Source organism: Spongiactinospora rosea (genome assembly GCF_003315795.1).
Lineage (GTDB): Bacteria > Actinomycetota > Actinomycetes > Streptosporangiales > Streptosporangiaceae > Spongiactinospora > Spongiactinospora rosea.
In genome coordinates this window covers 118,804-140,303 of sequence record NZ_QMEY01000014.1, presented here as the reverse complement: position 1 = coordinate 140,303, position 21,500 = coordinate 118,804, and the positions used below count along the sequence as shown (strand labels likewise).

The following is a 21,500-nucleotide window of genomic DNA, read 5'->3' as shown; positions in this document are numbered from 1 at the left end:
AGGTTGATCCAAATGAAAGCGTACGCGGGAGTACTGCGTACCAAGGGCATGACCGCCTGGCTCGTGGTGGTGCTGGCGCAGCGCCTGCCCGTGGCGATGTCGCCGCTCGCCCTGCTGCTGCTCGGTCGCGAGGTGACGGGATCGTACGCGATAGGCGCGGTCCTGGCCGGCCTGTTCGCGATGGCGGAGGCGGTGCTCGCGGGCTGGCTGGGACGGCGCTTCGACCGCCGCTCGCCCCGCGCGGAGATGCGGCTGGTACTGCAGGTCCAGGCGGCCGCATTCGTCGGCTTGGCGGTGGCCGCCTGGACGCTGACAGGGACGACCCTGATCGTCACCCTGATCGTCTTCACGGCGGTCGCCGGAGGCGCGGCCGCGGGCGCACACGGCGGATTGCGGGCCCTGCTGGTCAAGATCGTTCCGGAACGGGACCAGCAGGCCGCACTCAGCCTCGAATCCTCCCTGACCACGCTGTTGTGGGCGGTGAGCCCGGCCGCGGTCGGCGCGCTGGCCGTCACGACAGGATCGCTCATGTCCGCCCTCGTCATGGCCGCACTCGCCGCAATCGGCGCGATGTCCGCCGGCGCCCTGCCCGAACCCGCGGTCGCGGCGTCGCACGGCAGCGCCGATCGGGGCATCTGGCGTCGTGGATGGCCCGCGATGGCACAGGAGGGCGCCGTCATGATGGTCGTCGGCGCCGCGTACACCACGCTGCCCGCCCTGCTCGGCGACGCCACGGTCGCGGGCCTCGTCCTGGCCGGATTCGCGGCGGCGGGGATCGTCGGCGGTCTGGTCTACGGCGGACGTCGATGGCCCGGCCGCTACCGCAGCCAGAGCGTCGCGCTGATCGTCGTCCTGAGCCTGGCCGCGGTGACCGCGTCCTGGACGCTGACGAGCCCGTTGCTGCTGGTCATCGGCTTCCTCGCCACGCCGGCCTTGGCCGCCCGGGCATCCGGGCTGCAGGTCCTGCTGCCCGAGCGGGAGTGGGCGGCGGGATTCTCCGGGCTGTACGCGGCGGGCGGGCTCGGCTTCGCGGCGGCTGGATTCCTCGCCGCGCCGCTCCTGGACGGCTCCACGCCGTGGATCGGACTGGCGGGCCCTGCGGCGCTGGCCGCGATCGTCACCCTGGTCAGCGGGAGAGCCGAGGCGAAGGCGCCGCTGCCCGGCCTTGTCGCCCCTGCTCTCCGGTGAGAACAGCGCAGGCCAGGACCGTGACCGCGGCCCTGGCCCGCGCCGAGGCAGGCGCAGGCGGACAGGGCGGCGGGTGAGACCGGGGGTGCGGTGCCGGTGACCGCGGCCGGCTCCGCCCCCGCCCCAGGCATCGGCCAATGGCCTGAACTGCAGGCGATGACAGACTTCTTCGTCGACTTCGAGGAACGCGGTCAGTACTACGACTGGCAGGCCGCCATGCTCGCGGTCATCGACCAGACCACAGGGGCAAGACTGACCAGCGAGTGGCTGGCACAACCACACCCGTACACAACCGTCCGCATGCCCGACGCGGCACACTGAACCCCTGAGCGCTCGGCTGGGAAACGATCTCAGGCATCTTGGGAAGCGATCTTTGTCAGGGCGTCATCGTCGCTGCTCAACCACACTCGTGAACGCCCCACCCAGGGCCGTTCTTGAGACGGCTGGACTGAAGTTGACGGGATCCCGTCTGATCATCGCGATCAGGCGGGATCCCGTCGTTTCCGGGTCGGTGAGGTCGCGGGCGGACAGCGTGGCAGGCGGTGGCGTCAGCGGAAGGCAGCGACGTTGCGCTTGGCCCAGTCGGCGAAGGTGCCGGGGGCGCGGCCGAGGATCTTCTCGACATCGGGGCTGACGGTCTGTTCGCGGAGGGTTGGGGTGCCGAGAATGTCCAGGGTGGTGTCGGCCACCGGGGCAGGCATGAAGGTGAGCATCTGGGCGCGGGCCTCCTCTCGGGTCTGGTCGATGAAGGTGACGGGCTCGCCGATGGCCTCACCGAGGGCGGCTGCGCGCTGGCGTGGGGTGGTCAGCATGGGGCCGGTCAGTTCGTAGATCGCTTTCGCGTGGCCCTGCTGAGTCAGGACGGCGGCGGCCACGGCGGCGATGTCATCGGGATCGATCACCGGGAGTCCTACTTCGCCGAAGGGCGCGGCGGTCGTGCGATTCGCCTTGATGGACGGCGCCCAGGCGTAGGCGTTGGAGGCGAAGCCGCCGGGACGCAGGATGGTCCACTCGGCACCGGAGTCCATGACCGCCTGCTCGAAGGCAGCGCTGACCTGGCCGTGGGACACGGAGTCCGGGCGGGTGGCCACCCCCTGCGAAGAGAGCAGGACGATCTTGCCCGCGGCGGCGAGCGGGGCGACGACTCGAGCGGGGTCGCCAGTCATCGCCAGGTCTCCGCCGACCAGCAGGAAGACCGCGTCCGCCGCGGAGGGGAAGTCGGCGAACGGCTGTGCGAGGTCGGCGGCGATCACGCGTACGCCGGATGGCACATCGGTCTGGGCGATGCGGCGGGAGACGGCGGCCACCTCGTGGCCCTGCTCGGCGAGGATGCGGACCAGCGTGCGGCCGATGTTTCCGGTGGCGCCCGTAACAACGATCATCAGACGTTCCTTCTTAGTTAGTTGGCTGACTGAAAAGGAACGTAGCACAGAATTGCGACATATAGTTAGTCAGGTGACTGACTCTCAGGGATCCACCCGGAGCCGTACGGCTGGCGCCAAGCGGCAGCGGCTCATGCGGGCCGCCGCCGAAGTCGTACACCGGCAGGGAGCCGAGCGCACCACCATCGCCGACATCGCGCGCGTGGCAGATGTCCCCGTGGGCAACGTTTACTACTACTTCAAGACCAAGGACGAGCTCGTCGCCGCCGCGCTGTCGGAGCACGCGCGGCAACTGGAGCTGCTCACCGACCACCTGGACCGGCTCCCCGACTCCCGCGAGCGCCTCAAGGGCTTGATCGAGGCATGGGTGGGCCAGCGCGACCTCGCCGCCCGGTACGGCTGCCCGACCGGCACGCTCGCCGTCGAGCTGGACAAACGCGATGAGGGTGGCTTGGATGTCGAGGCGGGCAGGGTCATCCGGCTGCTGCTCACCTGGGTGGAACACCAGTTCCGCGAGCTGGGCCAGCCGGAACCCGACGGCCTGGCGCTAACGCTGGTGAGCGCCTATCAGGGCATGTCCCTGATGGCCAACGCCCTGCGGGACCCGGCTGTCATGGACCGAGAGGGCGCCCGCCTGCTCGCCTGGCTCGACTCCTTGGAAGCCGCCTGAGGCTGCCGCGCCGTACCTCTCACTCAACAGCTACGGCGGAGCGGCGCGCTCAGCCCATGGCCGGCGTCGCGTCCGTAACCGTGACAGGCTCCGCGAATCGCGGACGGCAACAACGGGAAACGATCACGTCGGGTTCGGGAAGCGATCTTCCAAGGCCAGCATTTCCGCAGATCACACCCTCTCGTGAACGCCCCGTAGGGGTGAAAGACACGGCTCATCCGCTGGGAAGTGAAAGATCATCTGAAAGGCCACTTGATCCCGTCTGATGTCGCGGAAGGATGGTGGTTGCCGACAAAGGAGATGGCTATGAGCAGCGTGACGGCCGATGATTATCGCTGGCTGGAGGAGTTCGACTACCGCTTCGACTCCGGCTTCTGCTTCACCTTCGCCAAGGCGCTTGATCCGGAGGACGTGCTGCGCCGCCTGCGGGCCGTGGACGACCCCGACTACATCGGCCCGGGCGGCATTGAGGTGGGCACTGCACCGGGGGGATCCGTCGTGATCGAATGGGGTGGCTACGCGGGCATCATGCGAGACGTGGTTCGCGATCTGTCGGTCGGTGCGGTCATCGCCAGCGTCATGCGCAACGTCAACTGGACGGCCACCTTCCTCTACGCCGTCGACGGCCTGGTGCGCGCCAGGTTCGATCCCATGTACCGCGGCTACAGCCCCGCCCGCCACCCGGACGACCAACTTCTCGACCGCGAATACCTCAACATGATCCCCGGCTACCAGGATCCCGGCGACGGGTTCATCGACCGCCACCTCCAGGCCGCACTCGCCCTCGCCGAGCACCGTACTGGCGTCCGTCTGGAACGTCGGCACCTGCAATCGATGCCCTCATACACGTCCATCGCGCACTACTACTCGCTTGAGCACGGTGGCGCGCCAGAACTTGCCTGACATCACCCTCTGGCCCTATCGCGTCCGAGCCGTGCAGAGCTGCCTTGGCGGAGGCCGGGAAACGATCACTCTCTTGGCGGGAAGCGATCAACGTAGTGCTCCCTCCGCTGCAGGTGGAGCTCATTCGTGAACACCCCGGCGACAGACCGGCAACGTCGGCTGACATGTGACATGGCGCCCCCGATCTCGCAGGCGATGGCTCCTGCCGCTCTCCGAGCGTTCTCACCTATTCGCCGGCTCCCGGCGGAGAGGCGGGGCTGAGAGGGTACACATTGCCGTCGTCATGCGCGTAGATGAGGCCACCGACGACGGGGCCGATCGCCGGTTCGCCGGTGTTCACTCGCCACCTGGGTGTGCCCGTCACACCGTCCAGGGCGTGAACGGCGTCGTCGGTTCCCGCGTACACGATGCCCGCGTGAGCGATCGGGCCGGAGACGACGTCGCTTCCCAGCGGTGTGCTCCACCGTTGCGCGCCCGAGGCGGTGTCCAGGGCGTGGACGCCGCCGGGTCCGGCCAGGTAGAGGAGGTTTCCGGAGACGGTCACGCGGGTGGCCGAGTCGGTGCCGCCGGCTGGGAAGGTCCACCGCTCCTTGCCGGTACGGGCGTCGAGCGCGTGCAGGGTGCCCGCCGAGTCTCTGGCATAGAGGGCGGTGCCGATGAGTTCTGGTGCGGAATCGAGGCCGTGGCCGATCGGGGCGCTCCAGCGTTCCGCGCCAAAGGCGGCGTCCAGCGCTCGGACCCGGCTGCCGGTGCCGACGTAGACGACCTTCCCCGCCGCGGTCACGGCCGCGTCGCTGCGCGCGCTCCACCGACGGTGGCCGGTGGCGGCGTCCAGCGCGGACACGGTGCTGTCTCCCTCGTGGACGTAGACGGCACCGCCATCGATCGCGAGGTGGCCGCAGCCGCGCTCGCCGGTACGCCACAACCGCCGTCCGGAGGCCGCGTCCAGCGCGACGGCCCTCCCACCGGTGCAGAAGACGGCGAGTCCCTCCGCCACGGTCAAGTCCTCGATCTCATGGAGCACGTACTGGTCCCACTGCCATTTCGCAACGCCCGTGCGGGCGTCCAAGACGTGGAGGCGGCCTGTGTCGGAGACGTACACCTGGCCATCGACGACCTGAAGCAGCTCACCGATCGTGCGGGCCCAGCGCGGCCGGCCGGAGGCGGCGTCCAGGGCGTAGACCCGGTCGCCGCCGGAGACGTAGACGATGCCGTCCGTCACCATGGGCGCGTCCCGCAACCCGCCGTCGGTGGGGAAGCTCCAGTGCACCTGGGGAAGGGGAACGGGCGTGGGCCGGGGCAGCCCGTGGCGGGCCAGCAACTTATCGCGTAGCACCGGAGCCAGGAGCCTGAGCGCAGGACGGGAGACGGAGGCCAGCCGGACGATCACGGGCCCCACGCCGATGACGGCCTCTGGCGCGGTTCCGGTGCCCGAGGGGACGGTCCAGAAATAGTCCAGCAGGTAAGGATCCTCCGTCACCGGGTCATAGGCGTAGCCCTGCTTGATCCTGGTGGTCTCCGCGGCGAACATCCGCCGCGCGGCGGCGTCGGAGTGTGCCACCCAGTCCACCGAGACGGAGATGACGGGGGCGTCGTCCGCGGGCGGGATCCAGTCGCACTGGACGGGCTTGGGCAGCGGCCACCCGAGCAGAGAGCCCATTGCCGGTCTGGGCACGTAGCCGTCCGCCTGGGAGCGCAGGTCGGCGGCGGACAGCAGGCCGCACGCGTCCGGCCAGGCGTCGCGCGCGACGCCGCCGAACAGCTCACGCCCCGTCGCGGCCCCGTACGTCAGGGCGTAGGCGGTGACGTGCCCGCCGGACTGCACGAACGCCAGGTCCTCTGCCGTCCCCACAAGGGAGGCTTGCCCGCTGGGCGCGTCGAGTGGCAGCGCTCGCAGGCGTCCCGTGACAGGGTCGAGAGAGGTCAGGAACATCGGCAGCGGCCACCTGGCCAACTCGCTCACGATCACTTCCACGCCGTCGCCGCGCTCGGCGGGGAGACCGCCGACGTACATCGGCTCGATCCACCGGCCGCCCCGTACCGGGCCGGCGGAGGTCAGCGACTCCTCGAGGGTGGACAGCCGTCGGCCGTCCGGCGCGTGGAACGCGGCGTAGTCGCCGACGGTGACCTCGACGTACCCGTCGCCGCTGACGGTGAGATCGAGCCGGGGCCAATCGTCGGCCTCCTCCGGGTCTGGGAAGGTGAACGAGTGCGGGGGCGAGGGCAGTGTACGTGTCCAGGCAAGCCGCAGCGTGGCCGGATCCACGGACGCGAGTCGGACCCGATTGCCCGCGCAGTGGTCGAGCAGCAGCACCGAGCGGGAGCCCGCCCCGGCGACCAGGTCACAGTGCCGCTCGTACACCGTGCTCGCCAGGGTACTGCCCGAGCGCAGGTCCAGGGACAGGAGGGTGAGGGGTTCGGATCGCCGCTCGGCGAGCACGACGCCGCGCTCGGTCACCATGATCCGCGGCCCGTTGTAGGAGTCGGCGCCGGACTCGTCCCGCTCGCCGGCGAAGGTGACAGCGTGTTGCCACAAGGCCGCGCCCGTAGGCACGTCGTACGCCCGGAGCAACTGGCCAGCGCCTTTCTGGCTCGTGGTGAGCACCACGACCGTGCCGGCGGCCACCCACACCCCGTCCACGGTCGCGCCGGAGGTCGTGAAGGTCCGGATCAGCGCACCAGTGCGGGCGTCGTGGATGCGTACCGTGCTCTCACCGGCGGCCATGGCCAGCGCCTGCGCGGACGCGCCGTAGAGCGGGATCTTGTAGTCTCGGTACTCGGCATCGGCCTCGGCATCCGCCGGCGCCGACCATGTTGCGCGCCACTGGACGGGCACAGGGCCGCTACCGGGGGCGTCGGCGGACGGCGTCACCAGCAGCAGCACCGCTGTCAGCAGGGCGGCGGCGGCCCGCGCGATCAGCATGTCGTCACGGCCGTGCAGGCCCGATCGGTGGAGGTCGGCACCCAGCCGACGGTCTCTACCAGCTTGTAGGCGCTGCGGTAGGAGTCGGCGTGGCCCGTCAGCCGGAACGGTACGCCTCCCGGCCCGTTGATCACGACCTGCTCGGACCGGTCCCCGGCCAGCACCGTGGCCACGAGATCGAACTCGTAGTAGGCCGACTTGCCGATGACCGACAGGCTGAGCGTGACCCTTTCGCCCCGCTTCAGATCGATCTGCTTTTTCGTGAAGTACGCGGTGTCCGGCTTCTTCTTCGTGGTGAAGCGGATCGGTCGCCGATCGAGGTCGGCGACGAGCTCGATCGTGCCGGCCTCCCCGGCGGTGCCCTGATACAGGTAGGCGCCGTCAGCGGGCGGCGCGCGCAGGTGCACCCGCGGCCTGACGTTGATGATGCGTAAGCTGCTGCGGTTGCCCGTCAGGACGACGGTGATGTTCGCGTCCCCGATCGTGGCGACGTGGTGGCGGGCCAGCATGTCCGCCATCTCAGCGTCGCCCACCGCCCTGCCCAGCAGCGTCGCGCGGTCCCGAGGGTTGGTCACCGGCTCCCTCAGTACGAGCGGACGCTCGTCCTGCTCCACGTCCACGTGGCCGATCGTCAACGGCGGCGCGCCGCCGAGGCTGTCGACCGCGTCGGTCCCGCCGGTCGTGTACCAGGCGGTGAACACCACGCCGATCGCCGCGATGAGCACGGCGCTGACGATCCCCGCCAGCCACGTACGCGCGGCTTTCCAGCCACCGCCTGAGGCATCTTCCTGCGGCGGGTCGCCGCCCTTCTTCGCCGTGCCCTTCGTCCGTGCCTTACCCCGGCGTTTTCTGGCCATGGCAGTCTTCCCGGTGGGCGTGGATGCGCGGGTTCCGTAATCAGTATGCCCGCTCGGCGCTCACCGATCACCACAAAACGGACCCGCCACCTCATCAGTAGAGGCGGTCACGCGTCGGCCGGGAATCCGCGTGGTCTGCCCTGGCCGGGGGAGCAAGTGCGAAATTCCCTCCGGCCAGCGCTCCAGCACCCGGCGCTGCTGAGCGTGGATGTCGGCCTCGAGTTCCTCATTCATAGGGACAGCGGCCTCGCGTTCCATCTTGGTGTTGCGGTAGCGCAGGTAGGGGGCGCCGTGGCCGTCGTGGAGCAGGCAGTCGAAGGCAAGGTAGGAGGCGGAGGAGATCCGCAGGCCCATGGTGTACCGCCGTGCGGACGAGGCCTCGGCGTACGCGGTCCAAGTCGCGACCGAACTCGGTCTGCACTGCTACGACCCTCAACTGGACCGCCTGCGGATCTCGTAACCACTGCCACGCCAACCACATCGAGGCGGACGCTTCATCCGGCCTGGGAACTCGTGCCGCAGCCGGCCCCCCTCCGGATCGTCGAGCAGGGCTACTTGCACCGCTCGGAAGGTGCCGTCCGGGGGGACGGGTCGCAGGGTCATGCGCCCAGGCCGTTGAGCAGGGTGTCGATGATGCGTGTGGTCATGAGGTCGATGTCGGGCTCGGTCGTGCCGCCGCCCTGGGTCACCTCGTGGATGAGGGCGTAGTAGCAGCGGCGCGCCCATTCGATGTCGGTATCGGCCCGGAGGACCCCTTCTGACTGCGCTCGTTGGAGGAGCCGGTTGCATGTGGCCAGTACTTCGGCGTGGACGCGAGCGACCTCGGGGTCGGGTGAGATGGCGGCACGGTTCATCGCATACCCCCATCCGATCTTGACCCGCAGCACGTTGGCGGTTACTCGGTGCAGGACGATCAGCGGGGGCGCGGTGTCGGAGACGGCGCTGTCCACGGCTTCGGCGAATTGTTCGGCGGCCCAGGCTGTCAGCGCGTCCACAAGGATGGCACGCGAGGCGAAGCGACGGTGCACGGTCGTGCGGGCCACGCCGGCAGTTTCGGCGATCTGTTCCAGCGTGGCCGCCGGGTCCGCGCTCAGGGCGCGTTCCGCGCCCACGAGGATCGCGCGGACGGTCCGCTCGGCATCCGCCCGAAGAGGTCTTGCTTGCATCTTGAAAATATTACATGGGAGTAACGCCTTGCCGCTTACTTGCATCATGGATGATGCGAGTTGTAGTGTTGCCGCATCATCAATGATGCATCGAAGGGGTGAAGCCGCATGGACCTGCAGATGCACGGCAAGACCGCTGTGGTGACCGGGGCAAGCAAGGGAATTGGGCTGGCGACCGTGAAGGCGCTGGTGAGCGAGGGGATGCGGGTGGTCGCCGCAGCGCGCACCATTACGCCGGAGCTGGAGCAGACCGGGGCGATCGCTGTGCCGGTGGACCTGGCGGCAGCGGAGGGGCCGCAAAGCTTGATCGATGCCGCGCTGGCCGCGCTGGGCGAGATCGATCTGCTCGTCAACAACGTCGGTGGGGGTGACGGTGGGGCGGTGGGTGGATTCCTCTCCTTCGACGACGCCGTTTGGCAGGAGATTTACGAACTCAACCTCTTCGCGGCCGTGCGGGCGACGCGGGCCGCGCTGCCCAGCCTGCTGCGGCGAGGCGGTGTCATCGTCAACGTTTCATCCAACGGGGCACGGATGCCACATGCCGGGCCTGTGCCGTACACGACCGCGAAAGCTGCGCTGACCGCCCTCGGCAAGGCGCTGGCCGAGGAGTTCGGGCCGCACGGCGTGCGTGTCAACACCGTGTCACCCGGCCCGGTCCGCACCGCCATGTGGGAGGCCCCTGATGGGTACGGCGCCGAACTCGCCGCCTCCATGGGCATGGAGCGGGAGCAACTCGTGGCCGGGCTGCCGGCGGCCATGGGGATGACCACGGGCAGGCTCGCGGAACCTGCGGAGGTCGCGGCACTCATTACCTACCTTGCCTCGCCGCTCGCAAGCAGCACCTCCGGGGCCGACCACATCATGGACGGCGGCGCGATCAAGACGGTGTGAAACCGGATGAATGGGGCCAATGCTCCGCCGACGTGCCGCCACATGGTTCTGAGGTTTTCGACGACGAGGCCGCTCGGGGCGACGGAGTGCCGGCCGGGAAGCGATCACGTCCGAGCTGGGAAACGATCAACGAGCTCTGCTCGTGATCGCAGGTCACGAGCACTCGTGAACACCCCACCCAGGGCCGTTCTTGAAACGGCCGGACTGTAGTTGGCGGGATCTCGTCTGATCGTCGAGATCGGGCGGGATCTTGTCGTGTCAGGGGTTTCCGAATCGGGTTTGTCCTGGTTTGGGGGCTGCGGAGCAGGTGTCCGGGAAGGTCTGGGTGGTGGCCTGCTCCGGTCCGTGAGTGGCGAATGGTCGAGGCGCGCGTGCTTCAGGCGGCATCCCCGACGCCCCGCAGGCTAGATGTTCTCGTGAACGCCCCTGGAAGTGCAGGGCCGACATGGCCCGCCGCTGCGTTCGTCGGCTGCCCGGCCGTCAGTTCCTTGCTGTTCCAGGCGACTTTCGTCATACCTGAGGGTTACTTGAGGGCGCGGTCGACGAGGGTGTCGAGGACGACGATCGTCCGTGTGCCGGTGACGCCCTCCACCTGGAAGACGCGGCGGAGCACGTCCTGGAGGTCGCGTGTGCCGCCTGTACGGACCTTCAGCAGTACCGACGCGGGCCCCGCTATGACGTGCGCCTCCTCGACCTCCGGGATCGCCGCCAGCGCGGCCCCGCTGTCGCCCATCCATGACTCCCCGTCCACCAGCACGTACGCCGTCACTCCGCGCCCGAGCGCCGCCTGGTCCACCTCGACCGTGGTGCGCCTGATCACCCCGCGCTCACGTAGCTTGCGCACCCGCTCGTGCGCCGCCCCGCTGGACAGCCCCACCGCCTTGCCGAGCACGGCGTACGACCGCGTCGCGTCGTCCTGGAGCAGGCTGATCAACATCCTGTCGATTTCATCCACTGTAGGATGATATCTCACTATATCTGCGGATCGCCGAACCTTGTATGGTGGTCAGTATGATGGACACGATTCCCACGGAGTTCGAGGTGCTGGACGAGCGGTTCGCCGTGATCAGCGGAGACGATCGCGTCGAGGTCCTCCACACCGGCACGCGCTGGGCGGAAGGCCCGGTCTACTTCCCCGCAGGTCGCTTCCTGGTCTGGAGCGACATTCCCAACGAGCGGATGTTGCGCTGGGACGAGATGACGGGCGCCGTGGGCCCGTTCCGTCAGCCGTCCGGCTACACCAACGGCAACACGATCGACCGCGAGGGCCGGCTGATCTCCTGCGAGCAGGGCAACCGCCGCGTCACCCGCACCGAGCACGACGGCTCGATCACGGTGATCGCCGATCGCTGGCAGGGCAGGCGGCTCAACAGCCCCAACGACGTGGTCGTCCGCTCCGACGGGTCGATCTGGTTCACCGACCCGCCCTACGGGATCATCAGCAACTACGAAGGCGTGGCCGCCGAGCAGGAGATCGACGGCTGCCACGTCTACCGCGCCGACCCGGTCACGGGGGAGGTGCGCATCGTGGCCGACGACTTCGTCCGTCCCAACGGCCTGGCCTTCTCCCTGGACGAGCGGCTGCTCTACGTCGCCGACACCAGGGCCAGGCACATCCGCGTGTTCGAGGTGGGCGAGGACGGCGCCCTCGGGGCCGGCCGGGTGTTCGCCGAGGGCGGCGAGCAGGACAAATTCGACGGCCTGCGGCTCGACGAGACCGGGCGCGTCTGGGCCGCGGCCGGTCGGGCGGTGCTCTGCCACGACCCCGACGGCACGCTGATCGGCCGGCTCAGGCTGCCCGAGTACACGGCGAACCTGGTCTTCGGCGGGCTCAAGCGCAACCGCCTGTTCATCGCGGCCTCCTCCTCGCTCTACTCCCTGATGACCAATGTGACGGGCGCGCGCCCGGTGTGGGCCGTACGCTGAGGCACGTTCACTCCCGGGCATTGCGGCATTAGGACTCGCGGGGCGCGATCAGCCGGGTGAGTCGCTCCGGCGGGGTGTGGATGGTCTGGTCGTCCAGGCCGGCGGTGGCCTGGGCCGGCGGCTTTGGCGCGGGCGGGCCAGGTGAACGGGCCAGGTGAAGTGATCGGCGGCCTGGTCGGTGTAGGCACGGTCAACGGCGAGGACGCCGGTGGGCAGGCCAAGTGGAGCGTACCCCTGCAGAGTGGTGATCGTGTTCGCGTCGATGCGCTTGTGGAGGGTGTCGATGACCAGGCCGAGCGCCGGGTGAGGGGTGCGACCGCAAACAGTCATAGAGAGCATGCACCAGATGGCCGTGGGGCACCGGTGAAGACAGATGCGCGAACCTCAGCGTGCGAAGTGGCAAGCTCAACCGGCTGCTGCGGCGAAATCGCCACACCCGTCCTGAGGATTTCGCCTCACCCGGCTCCGGCGCCGTGCGCACCCTATGGCCGCCGATGCGATCAGCAGGCCAGCGCGGGAGGCCGCCCGCCCCGCCCCTCATACAGGTGTGCGACGGAGGCTGCATACGGCAGCGGGCCGCGCACCTGCTCTGGTGTCAGCCGGATGCCAGTACAACGTTCGGCCAGCGCCAGCGCCGCCTCGACGAATTGCTCACCAGGCTCTTGCCATTCCTCATCCTCATCGAACTCATCGGCCAGCCCAAGGTCTTCCAGATCCGGCAGGAGTCGATCCGGTTCAGCACCCCAGCGCGGCTCATCGGGGAACATCGGGTCGAGACCAGTGATCACCTTGCCATCGGCAGCGTAGATGAACCTGGCGTGCTGATCGATGTTGTTGTGAACGCTGGCCAGCACAGTGCCCGCCGACAGGGGGCGAACCGCGTCACGCATGATCCCCATGTAGCCTGCAGGCTCGACGATGACCGAGCCGCCTTCGGCAGGGCCCACCTCGATGTAGCCCTCTGCCTGCAAGGGCTCGTCCGGGTTGACCGCGAGGCGTTGCAGTACCTCCGCGGGCTGCAGCCCGGCAACAAGGGTGAAGCAGAACCCTGAGATGCCGAGGCTGCTTTGAAAATCCTCCCACCACAGGAAATCCTGTGCTGTGGCACGTGTCACAGATGGCCCCCGCTCGATCGGTGATGGGCTGTGTTCGACGCTGAGGACGCCACGCTACCGGCGAACACCGACGTTCCTGCTCGATGTTGCGCCGCGCGGCCACTCATGAGGTTTGGACTGCCGGCACAGCCCAGCCGGCACCACGCGATGCCGCAGGCCGACCCAATTCGTGAACACCCCACTCAGGCCAAAGGCCACTTCCCATGATCGGAAGTGGCCTTTCGTGCCGTACAGCAGTGCCTTGCGGGTGGGGGTGGCGGATGGGGATGGAAGGGGCGTGCCTCATCGACGGACCACGGCTTGACCCTTCCCGCGCCGAGGCTTGGCCGGGCGGATGCCTCGCCACCGGCCCCGCGTACCTCTGGGCGGCCCCTACTCGCCTGCCACGCCGGCCAGGAGCTTCGCCGTGTCCTCCGGCGACTCCACCGGGAAGTGGTGGCTGCCCAGGTCGACGAGCACGATGTCGAGCCGGTCACCGTAGCGGTCGATCGCGTCCTGCGTGGTGAGGTCACGGATCGCGAACACGGTGATCGGCTGCTTCGTCTCGCGCAGCGCCGCGTCCATGTCCCAGCGCATCAGGCCCTCGATGGAACGCAGTCCGGCGGGCTGGCGCACGGCGGACATCTTCTCGAAGTACGCGTCCTTGAGAGCCGGGTCGGTCCCGGCCGGTGAGCCTCCCTCCACCAGGCCCCGTACCCCCGCGGCGAAGTCCTCCCTGAACACGCGCAGCATCGCCGCGGCCTGCTCCTCGCTCATCGCCGGGAACAGGGACAGATAGTGCAAGGCGTCGAGCGCGACCACGTGCGAGACCCTGTCGGGCAGCAGCCGGCCCACCTCGACGGCGACCGCCCCGCCGAGGGAATGCCCGGCCACGACCACCGTGTCCACCGACTCGGCCTCCAGCACCGCGGCCACGTCACGGGCGAACTCCTCGATCGTCCATACCTCCCGCGCCGACCGCGACTCGCCATGCTCGGCGAGGTCGATCGCCAGGACGCGGTGGTCGTCGGGCAGATGGTCGGTCACCACGTCGAAGTCGCCGCGGTGGCACGCCCAGCCATGGATGAGAGCCAGAGTCGGTCCTGCCGCCGGGCCGCTGGCCGTGTAGCGGATCGTCGTGCCGCCGGGGCGCTGGACTTCCCGGTTCTGCCTGATCCTGCGCGTAGTTGTCATGTTCGTCCTCATTTCGAAATTTATAGGGATGTCTTCGTCGGAGCTCAGTCGCAGGGGACCGTGGCCATGCGCGACTGGAGCCGTAGCTGGTTCAGCCGCAGGATGAAGGCGGAGAAGGTGATCAGCGCGATCGCCAGCGCGTAGATCATGGTGGCGGACCTCAACCCCAGGGCGGTGACGGCGATGCCGCCGAGGATGGCGGGCACGCTGTTGCCCAGATAGTTGATGACGTTCGCCAGGGCGAAGACCGCGCCGCGTTCGTGTGGTCTGGCGATCCTGGCGAAGGTGCCGAACGTGGCCAGTACCGACGCGCCGAAACCGATGCCCGCGACGACGGTGCCGGCCGCGGCGAGCCAGGCGATCTCGTTCGCCACCCCGGCGAGCGAGATCAAAGTGCCGAGCCCGAGCATCGCCGCGCCGGGGGCCAACAGCGAGGACGCCGGACGGGAGCGGAGCAGGGCGACCGCGAACGCTCCGGTGCCCGCCAGCAACGTCACGACGACACCGCCGATGAGATGGCTGTGCAGCCCCAGCAGCTCCGCGGCGACCGACGGGCCGAGGGAGAGGTACATGCCGGCCAGCGCCCAGGTGGCGATCATCGCCGGCACCAGCGGGACGATGTCGGCGCGCAGGTGTGCGGGCATCGCCACCCGCGGGCGAAGGGAGGCCAGCGCTCCCGGCCGCCGCAGCGACGTCTCCGGCAGGACGGCGACGACCACCGCCGCCAGCACCATGCCTGCGAGCAGCAGCGCGTAGACCAGCCGGGTCGGCGCCGGACCGAACTCCACCAGCACACCACTGCCGACTGCGCCCAGAGCCAGCCCGGTCAAGGGCGCGACCGACGTGACCACGCCCGCCCGGACGCGGGCCTGCCGTGGTTCGAGATCGACCAGGGTGGCGCTCAGCGTGGTCGTCGCCGCCCCGGTCGCGATGCCCTGCAGTACCCGGGCGGCGGACAGCACCCACACGTCCTCCGCGACCAGGAACAACACGAGCGAGACCGCCTCCAGCCCGATCGCCGCGGCGAGCACCGGCTGGCGGCCGAGGTGATCCGACAGCGCTCCCACGACGAGCAACGAGGCCAGCAGGCCGAACACGTAGAGAGCGAAGACCACGGTCAGCACCCACGCGGTGAACCGCCACTGCTGCTGGTAGATCACGTAGATCGGGGACGGCGCACTGGAAGCGGCCAGGAAGAGCACCAGGATGGCGCCCACGGACGAGTAGGCGCCCCTCCACGGCCGGCGGTGCGGACCAGCGGCGGGCGGTGCGGTGCCAGAGGACGCGGTAGCGGAAGATTCAACAGACACTGGAGCCTCGCAGCGATCGTTGCGTTAGTGGTTGCGAACGTACCACAAAAGCAGCGATGACTGCGAATTAAAAGCAGCGATCGATGCAATAATAGAGACATGCCAGCTCAGAGCTCCCCGCCGCGCACCGACAGCCGGCCCGGAGGCCGCTCGGCCCGGGTCCGTGCAGCCGTCCACCAGGCGGTCAAGGAACTGCTCACCGACGAGGCCGGCGATGCGCTGACGATCCCGGTCATCGCCGCGCGCGCGGGTGTGCACGCCACGACCGTCTATCGCCGCTGGGGCTCCGTCGGCGAACTGCTCGCCGACGTCGCGACCAGCCGCTTCTCCGGCGATGTCGTGGTCCCCGACACCGGAAGCCTCCGCGAGGACCTGGAACGCTATGCGTACGACCTCGCCAAGGACCTCAGCGACCCGGACACTCTCGCGCTGGTACGCGCCATCGTCGGCACGGGCGGGGAAGGCGCCGGCGTGTGCCGCATGGAGCGCCAGCGACAGCTCGAAGCCATCATCGAACGGGAGCAGGGGCGGGGCAACCAGGTTCCGACCATCGAACGCGCCATAGAGGCCCTGCTCGCCCCCCTCTACTACCGGGCCGTCTTCACCGACCAGGCCCTTTCGCCCGAATGGGCACGTACCCTCGTGTCACACCTGCTACCGAGGTGACCGGATGCCGGGCGACACCCTGGAGGGCGTGCTGACCTGCGAGGACCTTCCTCCGCGCGAGCGGATCATGCGGCTTTTCGACCTGCCCGCGGCGGCGGACGCGGCCCCGGTGCGCGGGTGCCCGTTCATCGACGCGGCGGCGGAATTCCCCGACCGGCAGCATGGTCCACGCCTACGCCCGCGAGCGGAAACCGTGGATGGTACGGCAGGTCGCCGCGCTCGCCGGGCAACTGGTCACCCTCGCGGACGGGGCGGCCGGCCGCGCCATGGTGCTGGGCGCATCAGCATGCTGATCGCCGCGTACGCGCAGAGCACGGTGAGCCCGGCCCACCCCGGGAGGGGGAAGTATCCGGTAGAGGGGGCGTAGTGTCCCGTCACCTGCGGATACTCCACCAACGTCTGCTTCACCGCGAAGCCGGCGGCCGGGGTGAGGCGTAGCAGCCAGGCGGAGACCGTGTCGGGGAGCAGGGGGAATGCGGTGACGGCGAAGGGGAGGGCGATCAGCGAGACCGCGGCGAGGGGGGCTGACCAGCGGTGGTGCAGGCGTACGCCGAGTCCGTACGCGGTGACGGCGCAGAGGGCGAGAACCGTCGCGAGGCCGAGGATCACGCGGGCGCCGGTCGGCAGCGGTAGCGGGGGCAGCAGGATGCCGTTGGCCTTCAGGATCGCCATGCCTGCCGGGAGGGCGGTGCCGACCGCGATCAGGGCGGTGACGAAGGTGGCTCCCGCGACGACGAGGGCGCGGGTGAGGATCACTTGCCGGGATGCAGGCTCGCGGGATGTGCGGGTGCCATGGCGGGCCGCTACGACGACCAGGATGATCAGGGCGAGCGGGAGGCCGGGAAGTGTGTTCTCGACGGTACGTGCACCCTCCTCGGCCAGCGGGCCGATGTCGCCGGTGCCGCTGATCGTGATCACGCCGTCCTTCTCCACGGCTCCCGAGGCGTTGTGGTACTTCTCCCAGTCGGTGTGGTTCATGTCCCCGACCGAGTCGCCGGCCCATTTGCCGGTGGTACCGCCCGTGACGGTGACGTTGTCGAAGACGCCGGCGGCCTGGGTGAAGCGGACCTCCTCGATCGCGCCGCCGAGGCCGATCTCGCGGAGGGTGAGGTCGCCCGGGGAGGTGGCGAAGAGGCCGATCTGAACGGTGTCGGGCAGCCCGGCGAGTGTCGCGGTCGCGACGGTGTGCCACCGGCGGCCGTCGGCGGACTCGGATGCGGTGATCAGGTCGCCTGAGCGGGTCAGGCGCAGCCAGCGGGGGGACTGCGGCGAGACGCCTCCGGGGCCGCCGGCGACGTCGTGCCGGTAGTTGTGCTGGAAGCGGACGCCGTGGCTCCCGGTCATCATGAGTGCCGCGTACGGTGAGCCCTGCCGAGTGCCGTCCTTGATGATGATCCCGGCCTTCGCCCATGGCACCAGCCCTTGCACGATCTGATCGTGTTCGGGCGGGGGATAGGTGATCGTCCCGGTCATCGAGGTCATCCGGGCGGTGATGCCGCCCTCGCGGCCCAGGTCACGATGCAGGAACCAGAACCTGTCGCTGACGGTGGAGCCGTCGTCGGCGACGGGTACGGCGGGGCAGGGGCCCGGGCAGGACGAGTGGGTGTTGAGCGTGAACAGCAGGCCCGGCACGATGACGGTGAGGGCCGCGACCGCCAGGGCGATCAGGCGTCCCGGGCGGCGGAACGCGGTCCATTCCCGGCGGAGAAGGCAGAAGAGGCGGGGGAGTTCGGTGGCCGACATGCCGTCGGTTCTACGGATCGGTGCGTAACACGGCCCGAACCGGTGCTGTCACGCTGGTGTTAGGTTCCCCAGGGCATGCTGGGAGCGTGATCGGGCCGCGTGGTGGGACCGTGGGAGCACGGTTCACGATGTTGTACGCCGTTGTGTTCCTCCTGTCGGGCGTCGGCCTGCTGGGGCTGGCCTTCCTGCTCTCCGGCGGCGGCCTGAGTGACGTGGTCCCGGCCGGCGATCCCCCCGGCCAGGCCGGCGTCCCGGCCGTGCAGCAGCGCGTCCGGGAGTTGGAGGAGCAACTGGCCACGGTGCACGCGCAGCAGTCCCGCCAGCTGCTGGTCGGCTCGTCGCTGGCGCTGATCGTGATGGCGGTCGTCTCGCTGCTGCTCGGCCGGGTACTGGCCGCGCGGGTACTGCGGCCGCTGCGGCTCATCACGGCCGTCACGCGGCGCATCTCCGCCGACAGCCTGGGGCGGCGGCTGGCCGTCGCCGGTCCGGCGGACGAGGTGAAGGACCTCGCCGACACCATTGACGAGCTGCTGGGACGGCTGGAGGCGTCCTTCACCGCGCAGCGGCGCTTCGTCGCCAACGCGTCCCATGAGCTGCGTACGCCGCTGGCGACCATGCGCGCGTCGCTGGACGTCGCGGTCGCCAAGCCCGACCCGGCCGCCTCGACGGTGGCGCTCGCGGCCCGTCTGCGCCGCCAACTCGACCGGGTGGATCGTCTGCTCGACGGGTTCCTCGTGCTGGCCCGGGCGCAGCACGGCGCGCCGGCCGACGCCGCGCCGGTCGATCTGGGCGACCTCATCGAGGCCGCGCTGCGGGAGAGGTCCACGGACGTGCGGCGGAAGGGGTTGAGCGTGACGGTCGACGTGCCGCCGGGAACGGTGACCGTGGGCAGCCCGGCGCTGCTGGCGCGGCTGGTGGGCAACATCGTCGACAACGCCGTGACCCACAACGAGAGCGACGGATGGATCGAGATCTCCGGGCGGGCGAACGCGCAGGGCACGGCGCTGGTCGTCGAGACCGGCGGGGCCGTCCTGGACCAGCGGGAGGTCGATCGGCTGGCCCAGCCGTTCGAGCGGCTCGGCGGCGAACGTACCGGCTCCTCGGGGCTGGGCCTGTCGATCGTGGCGGCCGTGGCCGCCGCCCACGGGGGCCGGCTCGCCCTGCTCGCCCGGCCGGAAGGCGGGCTGCGCGTATCGGTCACCCTTCCGCGCACAAAGGCCACGAAGGTGGGGAAATGAGGATCCTGGTGGCGGAGGACGACGACGCCCTCGCCGAGGTCGTCGCCGAAGGGCTGCGCGACCAGGGGATGGCCGTTGACCTGGCGTACGACGGGCTCGCCGCCGCCGCCAAGCTGGACCTCACCGCGTACGACGTGGTGGTGCTGGACCGGGATCTGCCCCGCCTGCACGGCGACGCCCTGTGCCAGATGATCACCGGTCGGGCGGACCGGCCGATGGTGCTGATGCTGACCGCGGCCGGTGCGCCCGGCGACCGGGTCAGCGGGCTGACCCTGGGCGCGGACGACTACCTCGCCAAGCCGTTCCACTTTCCGGAACTGATCCTGCGCATCCGGGCACTGGCCCGCCGCAAACCGGACGCGCGGCCCCGCGTACTGCACGTGGCCGGGATCATGCTGGACCCGGTACGCCGTACCGCCGTACGCGACGGGCGGCAGCTCGACCTGTCGGTGAAGGAGTTCGCCGTACTCGACGCGCTGCTGCGGGCGAGCCCCGGCTTCCTGAGCGCCGAAAGCCTGCTTGAGCAGGTATGGGATGAGAACGCCGACACCTTCACCAACACCGTCACGGTCACGGTGGGCCGGCTGCGGCGCAAGCTCGGCGACCCGCCGGCCATCGCGACGGTGCGCGGAGTCGGGTACCGGATCGCCTGATCACCCCGCTGAGGGGCCGGGCGGCGAATCGAAGCTCGCGCCCATCCCGATACCGGCCCCGCCGTCCACCGGGATCACCGCGCCGGTCACGAACCTCAGCTGCGGTGACACGAGCGCACCGGCCAGGGCGGCGAACTCGCGGGGGTCCCCGATGCGTCCCATCGGCAGCGTGCTCCCCAGCCGGGCCTTGGAGAGTTCCGGTTGCCTCTCCAGCGTTCTGTCGATGAGCGGGGTGTCGAAGTACCCGGACATCAGGGTGTTGACGTTGATGTCGTGCGGCCCGACCTCCAGGGCGAGGGTCTGGGCGTAGCCGATCACGGCCGACCACACCGTCGCGGGCGCGGCCATGCCGACGGCCTGACGCCGGACGACGCCCGAGACGACGTTGAGGATGCCGCCGCCTTCGGCCGTCATGTGCGGCAGCGTCGCGCGCACGGACCTGGCCACGTAGAAGAAGTGGCGTTCGAACGCCTGTAGCCACACATCGTCGGTGAGCTGCGAGATCCGGCGGATCGGCGGCCCGCCGTCGTTGGTGACCAGGACGTGGACGGCCGGGCCGAACCGTTCCAGCGTCGCGGCCGTGACCTGGTCGATGTCGGCGGCGACCGAGCAGTCGGCGGCGAGCCCGAGGACCCGTTCCGCGCCGTACTCGCCGGCGAGTCGTGCCGCGGCGGCTGCGATCTTCTCCGCTCGCCGCGCGAAGATCGTGACGAGGGCGCCTTCACGCAGAAGGCGGTCGGCGATCGCGTACCCCAGGCCGTCGCTGCCGCCGCCGACGATGGCCACCTTCCCGGCCAGTCCCAGGTCCATCACTCGACTCCGATCGACGCGAGGAATGATTCGGCATTGCCGGAGAAGACGTCATCGAGGACATCTGGTGAAAAGCCCTGCTCACGCCATTCCCGCACCAGTCGCTCGTGGCCGAGCATCGGATAGTCGGCCCCGAAGAACACCCGCTTGCGGAGCCGCTTTCCGATCTCGCGCTTGAGTTCGCCGGGGAAATGGCGTGGAGACCAGCCGTGGAGTTCCATCCAGACGTTCGCCTTGTGGAGGGCGACCGCGATCATCTCCGACTGCCAGGGCCACGCCACCCGGGCCGCGATCACGTTCAGCTCGGGATGTCCGGCCGCGATGCGGTCGACGTACCGGGGATGGCAGCCCTCCAGCGTGATGCCCATGCCTCCACGGGTCCCGGCGCCGGTGGCCGACATGCCGACATGGACCAGAACCGGGCGGCCGGCCTCGGCGCACAGGTTCAGGCACGTCTCCCAGCCGGGCTGGTCCGGTGTGCCGGCCGGGGTGAACGAGTGAACCGTCAGCCCGACCAGCCCCGGGCCCTCGCTCAGGCAGCGCTCGAACTCCTTGACATGATCAGGCCGCGTGGGATCGATGCCGATCCAGTTGCCGAGCACGACGTCGGGATGCGCGCGAGCGAAGTCGAACGCGTAGTCATGCTGGTCCCGCAGCGCGCCGGCATCCATTTTGTAGGTGTACGCGAAGTCGAGCATCACCTTGGCGTTGGCCCGGCGAAAGCGGGCCGCCTGCTCTTCGTCACTGACGAAAGTCATGTCCCACTTGAAGTAATCCCGCAGGGCCGCTCGGTCCTCGGCACTCTCGTACGGGCTTCCCTTCCAGCCTCGCTCGGTGCCCCAGTGGGAATGGAAGTCGATCAGTCGGGGCGGCGCTGTGCTCAACG

Annotated in this window: 22 protein-coding genes; 9 read left to right on the top strand and 13 right to left on the bottom strand. The window is 69.6% G+C overall.

What is annotated here, in order from left to right; translation table 11 throughout:
- Nucleotides 1-12 precede the first annotated feature (12 nt).
- A complete protein-coding gene (locus tag DP939_RS27970; RefSeq protein ID WP_113983769.1) occupies nt 13-1,188 on the top strand; it encodes an MFS transporter in 1,176 nt (391 codons plus the stop codon).
- A 156-nt stretch (nt 1,189-1,344) separates the two neighbouring features.
- Complete coding sequence (locus DP939_RS46355; protein ID WP_158578714.1) at nt 1,345-1,509, top strand: hypothetical protein; 165 nt, start codon at nt 1,345-1,347, stop codon at nt 1,507-1,509.
- 227 nt (nt 1,510-1,736) lie between these two features.
- On the opposite strand, the gene DP939_RS27960 is transcribed toward DP939_RS46355, so the two are convergent.
- Nucleotides 1,737-2,570 (bottom strand): NAD(P)H-binding protein, encoded by an 834-nt coding sequence (locus tag DP939_RS27960; protein ID WP_113983767.1) that lies wholly within the window; start codon nt 2,568-2,570, stop codon nt 1,737-1,739.
- A 73-nt stretch (nt 2,571-2,643) separates the two neighbouring features.
- Between DP939_RS27960 and DP939_RS27955 the strand changes: the two genes are divergently transcribed.
- The gene (locus tag DP939_RS27955) at nt 2,644-3,240 is read left to right on the top strand and encodes a TetR/AcrR family transcriptional regulator (protein ID WP_113983766.1); all 597 of its coding nucleotides are present in this window, start codon (nt 2,644-2,646) and stop codon (nt 3,238-3,240) included.
- A gap of 306 nt (nt 3,241-3,546) precedes the next feature.
- Complete coding sequence (locus tag DP939_RS27950; RefSeq protein ID WP_113983765.1) at nt 3,547-4,143, top strand: DUF6461 domain-containing protein; 597 nt, start codon at nt 3,547-3,549, stop codon at nt 4,141-4,143.
- A 226-nt stretch (nt 4,144-4,369) separates the two neighbouring features.
- Here the strand turns inward: DP939_RS27950 and DP939_RS27945 are convergent, their stop codons facing one another.
- From DP939_RS27945 to DP939_RS27930, 4 genes are all read right to left on the bottom strand, one after another.
- Nucleotides 4,370-7,066, bottom strand: coding sequence for an outer membrane protein assembly factor BamB family protein (locus DP939_RS27945; RefSeq protein ID WP_113983764.1), 2,697 nt, complete (start codon nt 7,064-7,066; stop codon nt 4,370-4,372).
- On the bottom strand, nt 7,060-7,923 hold the full coding sequence (locus DP939_RS27940; RefSeq protein ID WP_113983763.1) for a hypothetical protein: 864 nt from the start codon (nt 7,921-7,923) through the stop codon (nt 7,060-7,062). Before DP939_RS27940 ends, DP939_RS27945 begins: the two co-directional genes overlap by 7 nt.
- Before the next feature lie 60 nt (nt 7,924-7,983).
- On the bottom strand, nt 7,984-8,277 hold the full coding sequence (locus tag DP939_RS27935; RefSeq protein WP_199565453.1) for a hypothetical protein: 294 nt from the start codon (nt 8,275-8,277) through the stop codon (nt 7,984-7,986).
- 245 nt (nt 8,278-8,522) lie between these two features.
- Nucleotides 8,523-9,215, bottom strand: coding sequence for a TetR/AcrR family transcriptional regulator (locus DP939_RS27930; RefSeq protein WP_225878539.1), 693 nt, complete (start codon nt 9,213-9,215; stop codon nt 8,523-8,525).
- Between DP939_RS27930 and DP939_RS27925 the strand changes: the two genes are divergently transcribed.
- Nucleotides 9,198-9,980, top strand: a complete 783-nt coding sequence (locus tag DP939_RS27925) for an SDR family NAD(P)-dependent oxidoreductase (protein WP_113983761.1) — start codon at nt 9,198-9,200, stop codon at nt 9,978-9,980. The genes DP939_RS27930 and DP939_RS27925 overlap by 18 nt on opposite strands.
- 523 nt (nt 9,981-10,503) lie before the next feature.
- On the opposite strand, the gene DP939_RS27920 is transcribed toward DP939_RS27925, so the two are convergent.
- Nucleotides 10,504-10,935, bottom strand: coding sequence for an Lrp/AsnC family transcriptional regulator (locus DP939_RS27920; protein ID WP_113983760.1), 432 nt, complete (start codon nt 10,933-10,935; stop codon nt 10,504-10,506).
- Nucleotides 10,936-10,991: 56 nt separating this feature from the next.
- Here DP939_RS27920 and DP939_RS27915 point away from each other — a divergent pair, with 56 nt between their 5' ends.
- Nucleotides 10,992-11,906, top strand: coding sequence for an SMP-30/gluconolactonase/LRE family protein (locus tag DP939_RS27915; protein WP_113983834.1), 915 nt, complete (start codon nt 10,992-10,994; stop codon nt 11,904-11,906).
- Nucleotides 11,907-11,954: 48 nt separating this feature from the next.
- Here the strand turns inward: DP939_RS27915 and DP939_RS46350 are convergent, their stop codons facing one another.
- The 4 genes from DP939_RS46350 to DP939_RS27895 all read right to left on the bottom strand — a co-directional run bounded on the left by DP939_RS46350 (nt 11,955) and on the right by DP939_RS27895 (nt 15,411).
- Nucleotides 11,955-12,236, bottom strand: a complete 282-nt coding sequence (locus DP939_RS46350) for a hypothetical protein (protein WP_158578712.1) — start codon at nt 12,234-12,236, stop codon at nt 11,955-11,957.
- Between the two features lie 170 nt (nt 12,237-12,406).
- The gene (locus tag DP939_RS27905; RefSeq protein WP_113983758.1) at nt 12,407-13,021 is read right to left on the bottom strand and encodes a DUF6461 domain-containing protein; all 615 of its coding nucleotides are present in this window, start codon (nt 13,019-13,021) and stop codon (nt 12,407-12,409) included.
- A gap of 372 nt (nt 13,022-13,393) precedes the next feature.
- Nucleotides 13,394-14,194, bottom strand: coding sequence for an alpha/beta fold hydrolase (locus DP939_RS27900; protein WP_113983757.1), 801 nt, complete (start codon nt 14,192-14,194; stop codon nt 13,394-13,396).
- Nucleotides 14,195-14,238: 44 nt separating this feature from the next.
- Nucleotides 14,239-15,411, bottom strand: a complete 1,173-nt coding sequence (locus tag DP939_RS27895) for an MFS transporter (protein WP_199565452.1) — start codon at nt 15,409-15,411, stop codon at nt 14,239-14,241.
- Between the two features lie 192 nt (nt 15,412-15,603).
- On the opposite strand from DP939_RS27895, the gene DP939_RS27890 reads away from it, so the two are divergent.
- Entirely contained in the window at nt 15,604-16,170 is a 567-nt protein-coding gene (locus tag DP939_RS27890) for a TetR/AcrR family transcriptional regulator (protein ID WP_113983755.1), read from the top strand.
- Nucleotides 16,171-16,404: 234 nt separating this feature from the next.
- Here DP939_RS27890 and DP939_RS27880 read toward each other — a convergent pair whose 3' ends face one another.
- Complete coding sequence (locus DP939_RS27880; protein ID WP_113983754.1) at nt 16,405-17,913, bottom strand: DUF1349 domain-containing protein; 1,509 nt, start codon at nt 17,911-17,913, stop codon at nt 16,405-16,407.
- Between the two features lie 128 nt (nt 17,914-18,041).
- Between DP939_RS27880 and DP939_RS27875 the strand changes: the two genes are divergently transcribed.
- Together DP939_RS27875 and DP939_RS27870 are read left to right on the top strand one after the other, a co-directional pair.
- The gene (locus DP939_RS27875; RefSeq protein ID WP_113983753.1) at nt 18,042-19,151 is read left to right on the top strand and encodes a sensor histidine kinase; all 1,110 of its coding nucleotides are present in this window, start codon (nt 18,042-18,044) and stop codon (nt 19,149-19,151) included.
- Nucleotides 19,148-19,804, top strand: coding sequence for a response regulator transcription factor (locus DP939_RS27870; RefSeq protein ID WP_113983752.1), 657 nt, complete (start codon nt 19,148-19,150; stop codon nt 19,802-19,804). Before DP939_RS27875 ends, DP939_RS27870 begins: the two co-directional genes overlap by 4 nt.
- Here DP939_RS27870 and DP939_RS27865 read toward each other — a convergent pair whose 3' ends face one another.
- Both DP939_RS27865 and DP939_RS27860 read right to left on the bottom strand, forming a co-directional pair.
- Entirely contained in the window at nt 19,805-20,614 is an 810-nt protein-coding gene (locus DP939_RS27865) for an SDR family oxidoreductase (RefSeq protein ID WP_113983751.1), read from the bottom strand.
- A complete protein-coding gene (locus tag DP939_RS27860) occupies nt 20,614-21,498 on the bottom strand; it encodes an amidohydrolase family protein (protein ID WP_158578711.1) in 885 nt (294 codons plus the stop codon). The genes DP939_RS27865 and DP939_RS27860 overlap by 1 nt, the downstream gene beginning before the upstream one ends.
- Nucleotides 21,499-21,500: the final 2 nt, after the last annotated feature.

What these genes read in the sequence shown, in the direction of transcription:
- DP939_RS27970 (WP_113983769.1), top strand. Translation starts at nt 13, where the DNA reads ATGAAAGCGTACGCGGGAGTACTGCGTACCAAGGGCATGACCGCCTGG.
- DP939_RS46355 (WP_158578714.1), top strand. Translation starts at nt 1,345, where the DNA reads ATGACAGACTTCTTCGTCGACTTCGAGGAACGCGGTCAGTACTACGAC.
- DP939_RS27960 (WP_113983767.1), bottom strand. Translation starts at nt 2,570, where the DNA reads ATGATCGTTGTTACGGGCGCCACCGGAAACATCGGCCGCACGCTGGTC.
- DP939_RS27950 (WP_113983765.1), top strand. Translation starts at nt 3,547, where the DNA reads ATGAGCAGCGTGACGGCCGATGATTATCGCTGGCTGGAGGAGTTCGAC.
- DP939_RS27945 (WP_113983764.1), bottom strand. Translation starts at nt 7,066, where the DNA reads ATGCTGATCGCGCGGGCCGCCGCCGCCCTGCTGACAGCGGTGCTGCTG.
- DP939_RS27940 (WP_113983763.1), bottom strand. Translation starts at nt 7,923, where the DNA reads ATGGCCAGAAAACGCCGGGGTAAGGCACGGACGAAGGGCACGGCGAAG.
- DP939_RS27935 (WP_199565453.1), bottom strand. Translation starts at nt 8,277, where the DNA reads ATGGGCCTGCGGATCTCCTCCGCCTCCTACCTTGCCTTCGACTGCCTG.
- DP939_RS27925 (WP_113983761.1), top strand. Translation starts at nt 9,198, where the DNA reads ATGGACCTGCAGATGCACGGCAAGACCGCTGTGGTGACCGGGGCAAGC.
- DP939_RS27915 (WP_113983834.1), top strand. Translation starts at nt 10,992, where the DNA reads ATGATGGACACGATTCCCACGGAGTTCGAGGTGCTGGACGAGCGGTTC.
- DP939_RS46350 (WP_158578712.1), bottom strand. Translation starts at nt 12,236, where the DNA reads ATGACTGTTTGCGGTCGCACCCCTCACCCGGCGCTCGGCCTGGTCATC.
- DP939_RS27900 (WP_113983757.1), bottom strand. Translation starts at nt 14,194, where the DNA reads ATGACAACTACGCGCAGGATCAGGCAGAACCGGGAAGTCCAGCGCCCC.
- DP939_RS27890 (WP_113983755.1), top strand. Translation starts at nt 15,604, where the DNA reads ATGCCAGCTCAGAGCTCCCCGCCGCGCACCGACAGCCGGCCCGGAGGC.
- DP939_RS27880 (WP_113983754.1), bottom strand. Translation starts at nt 17,913, where the DNA reads ATGTCGGCCACCGAACTCCCCCGCCTCTTCTGCCTTCTCCGCCGGGAA.
- DP939_RS27875 (WP_113983753.1), top strand. Translation starts at nt 18,042, where the DNA reads ATGTTGTACGCCGTTGTGTTCCTCCTGTCGGGCGTCGGCCTGCTGGGG.
- DP939_RS27870 (WP_113983752.1), top strand. Translation starts at nt 19,148, where the DNA reads ATGAGGATCCTGGTGGCGGAGGACGACGACGCCCTCGCCGAGGTCGTC.
- DP939_RS27865 (WP_113983751.1), bottom strand. Translation starts at nt 20,614, where the DNA reads ATGGACCTGGGACTGGCCGGGAAGGTGGCCATCGTCGGCGGCGGCAGC.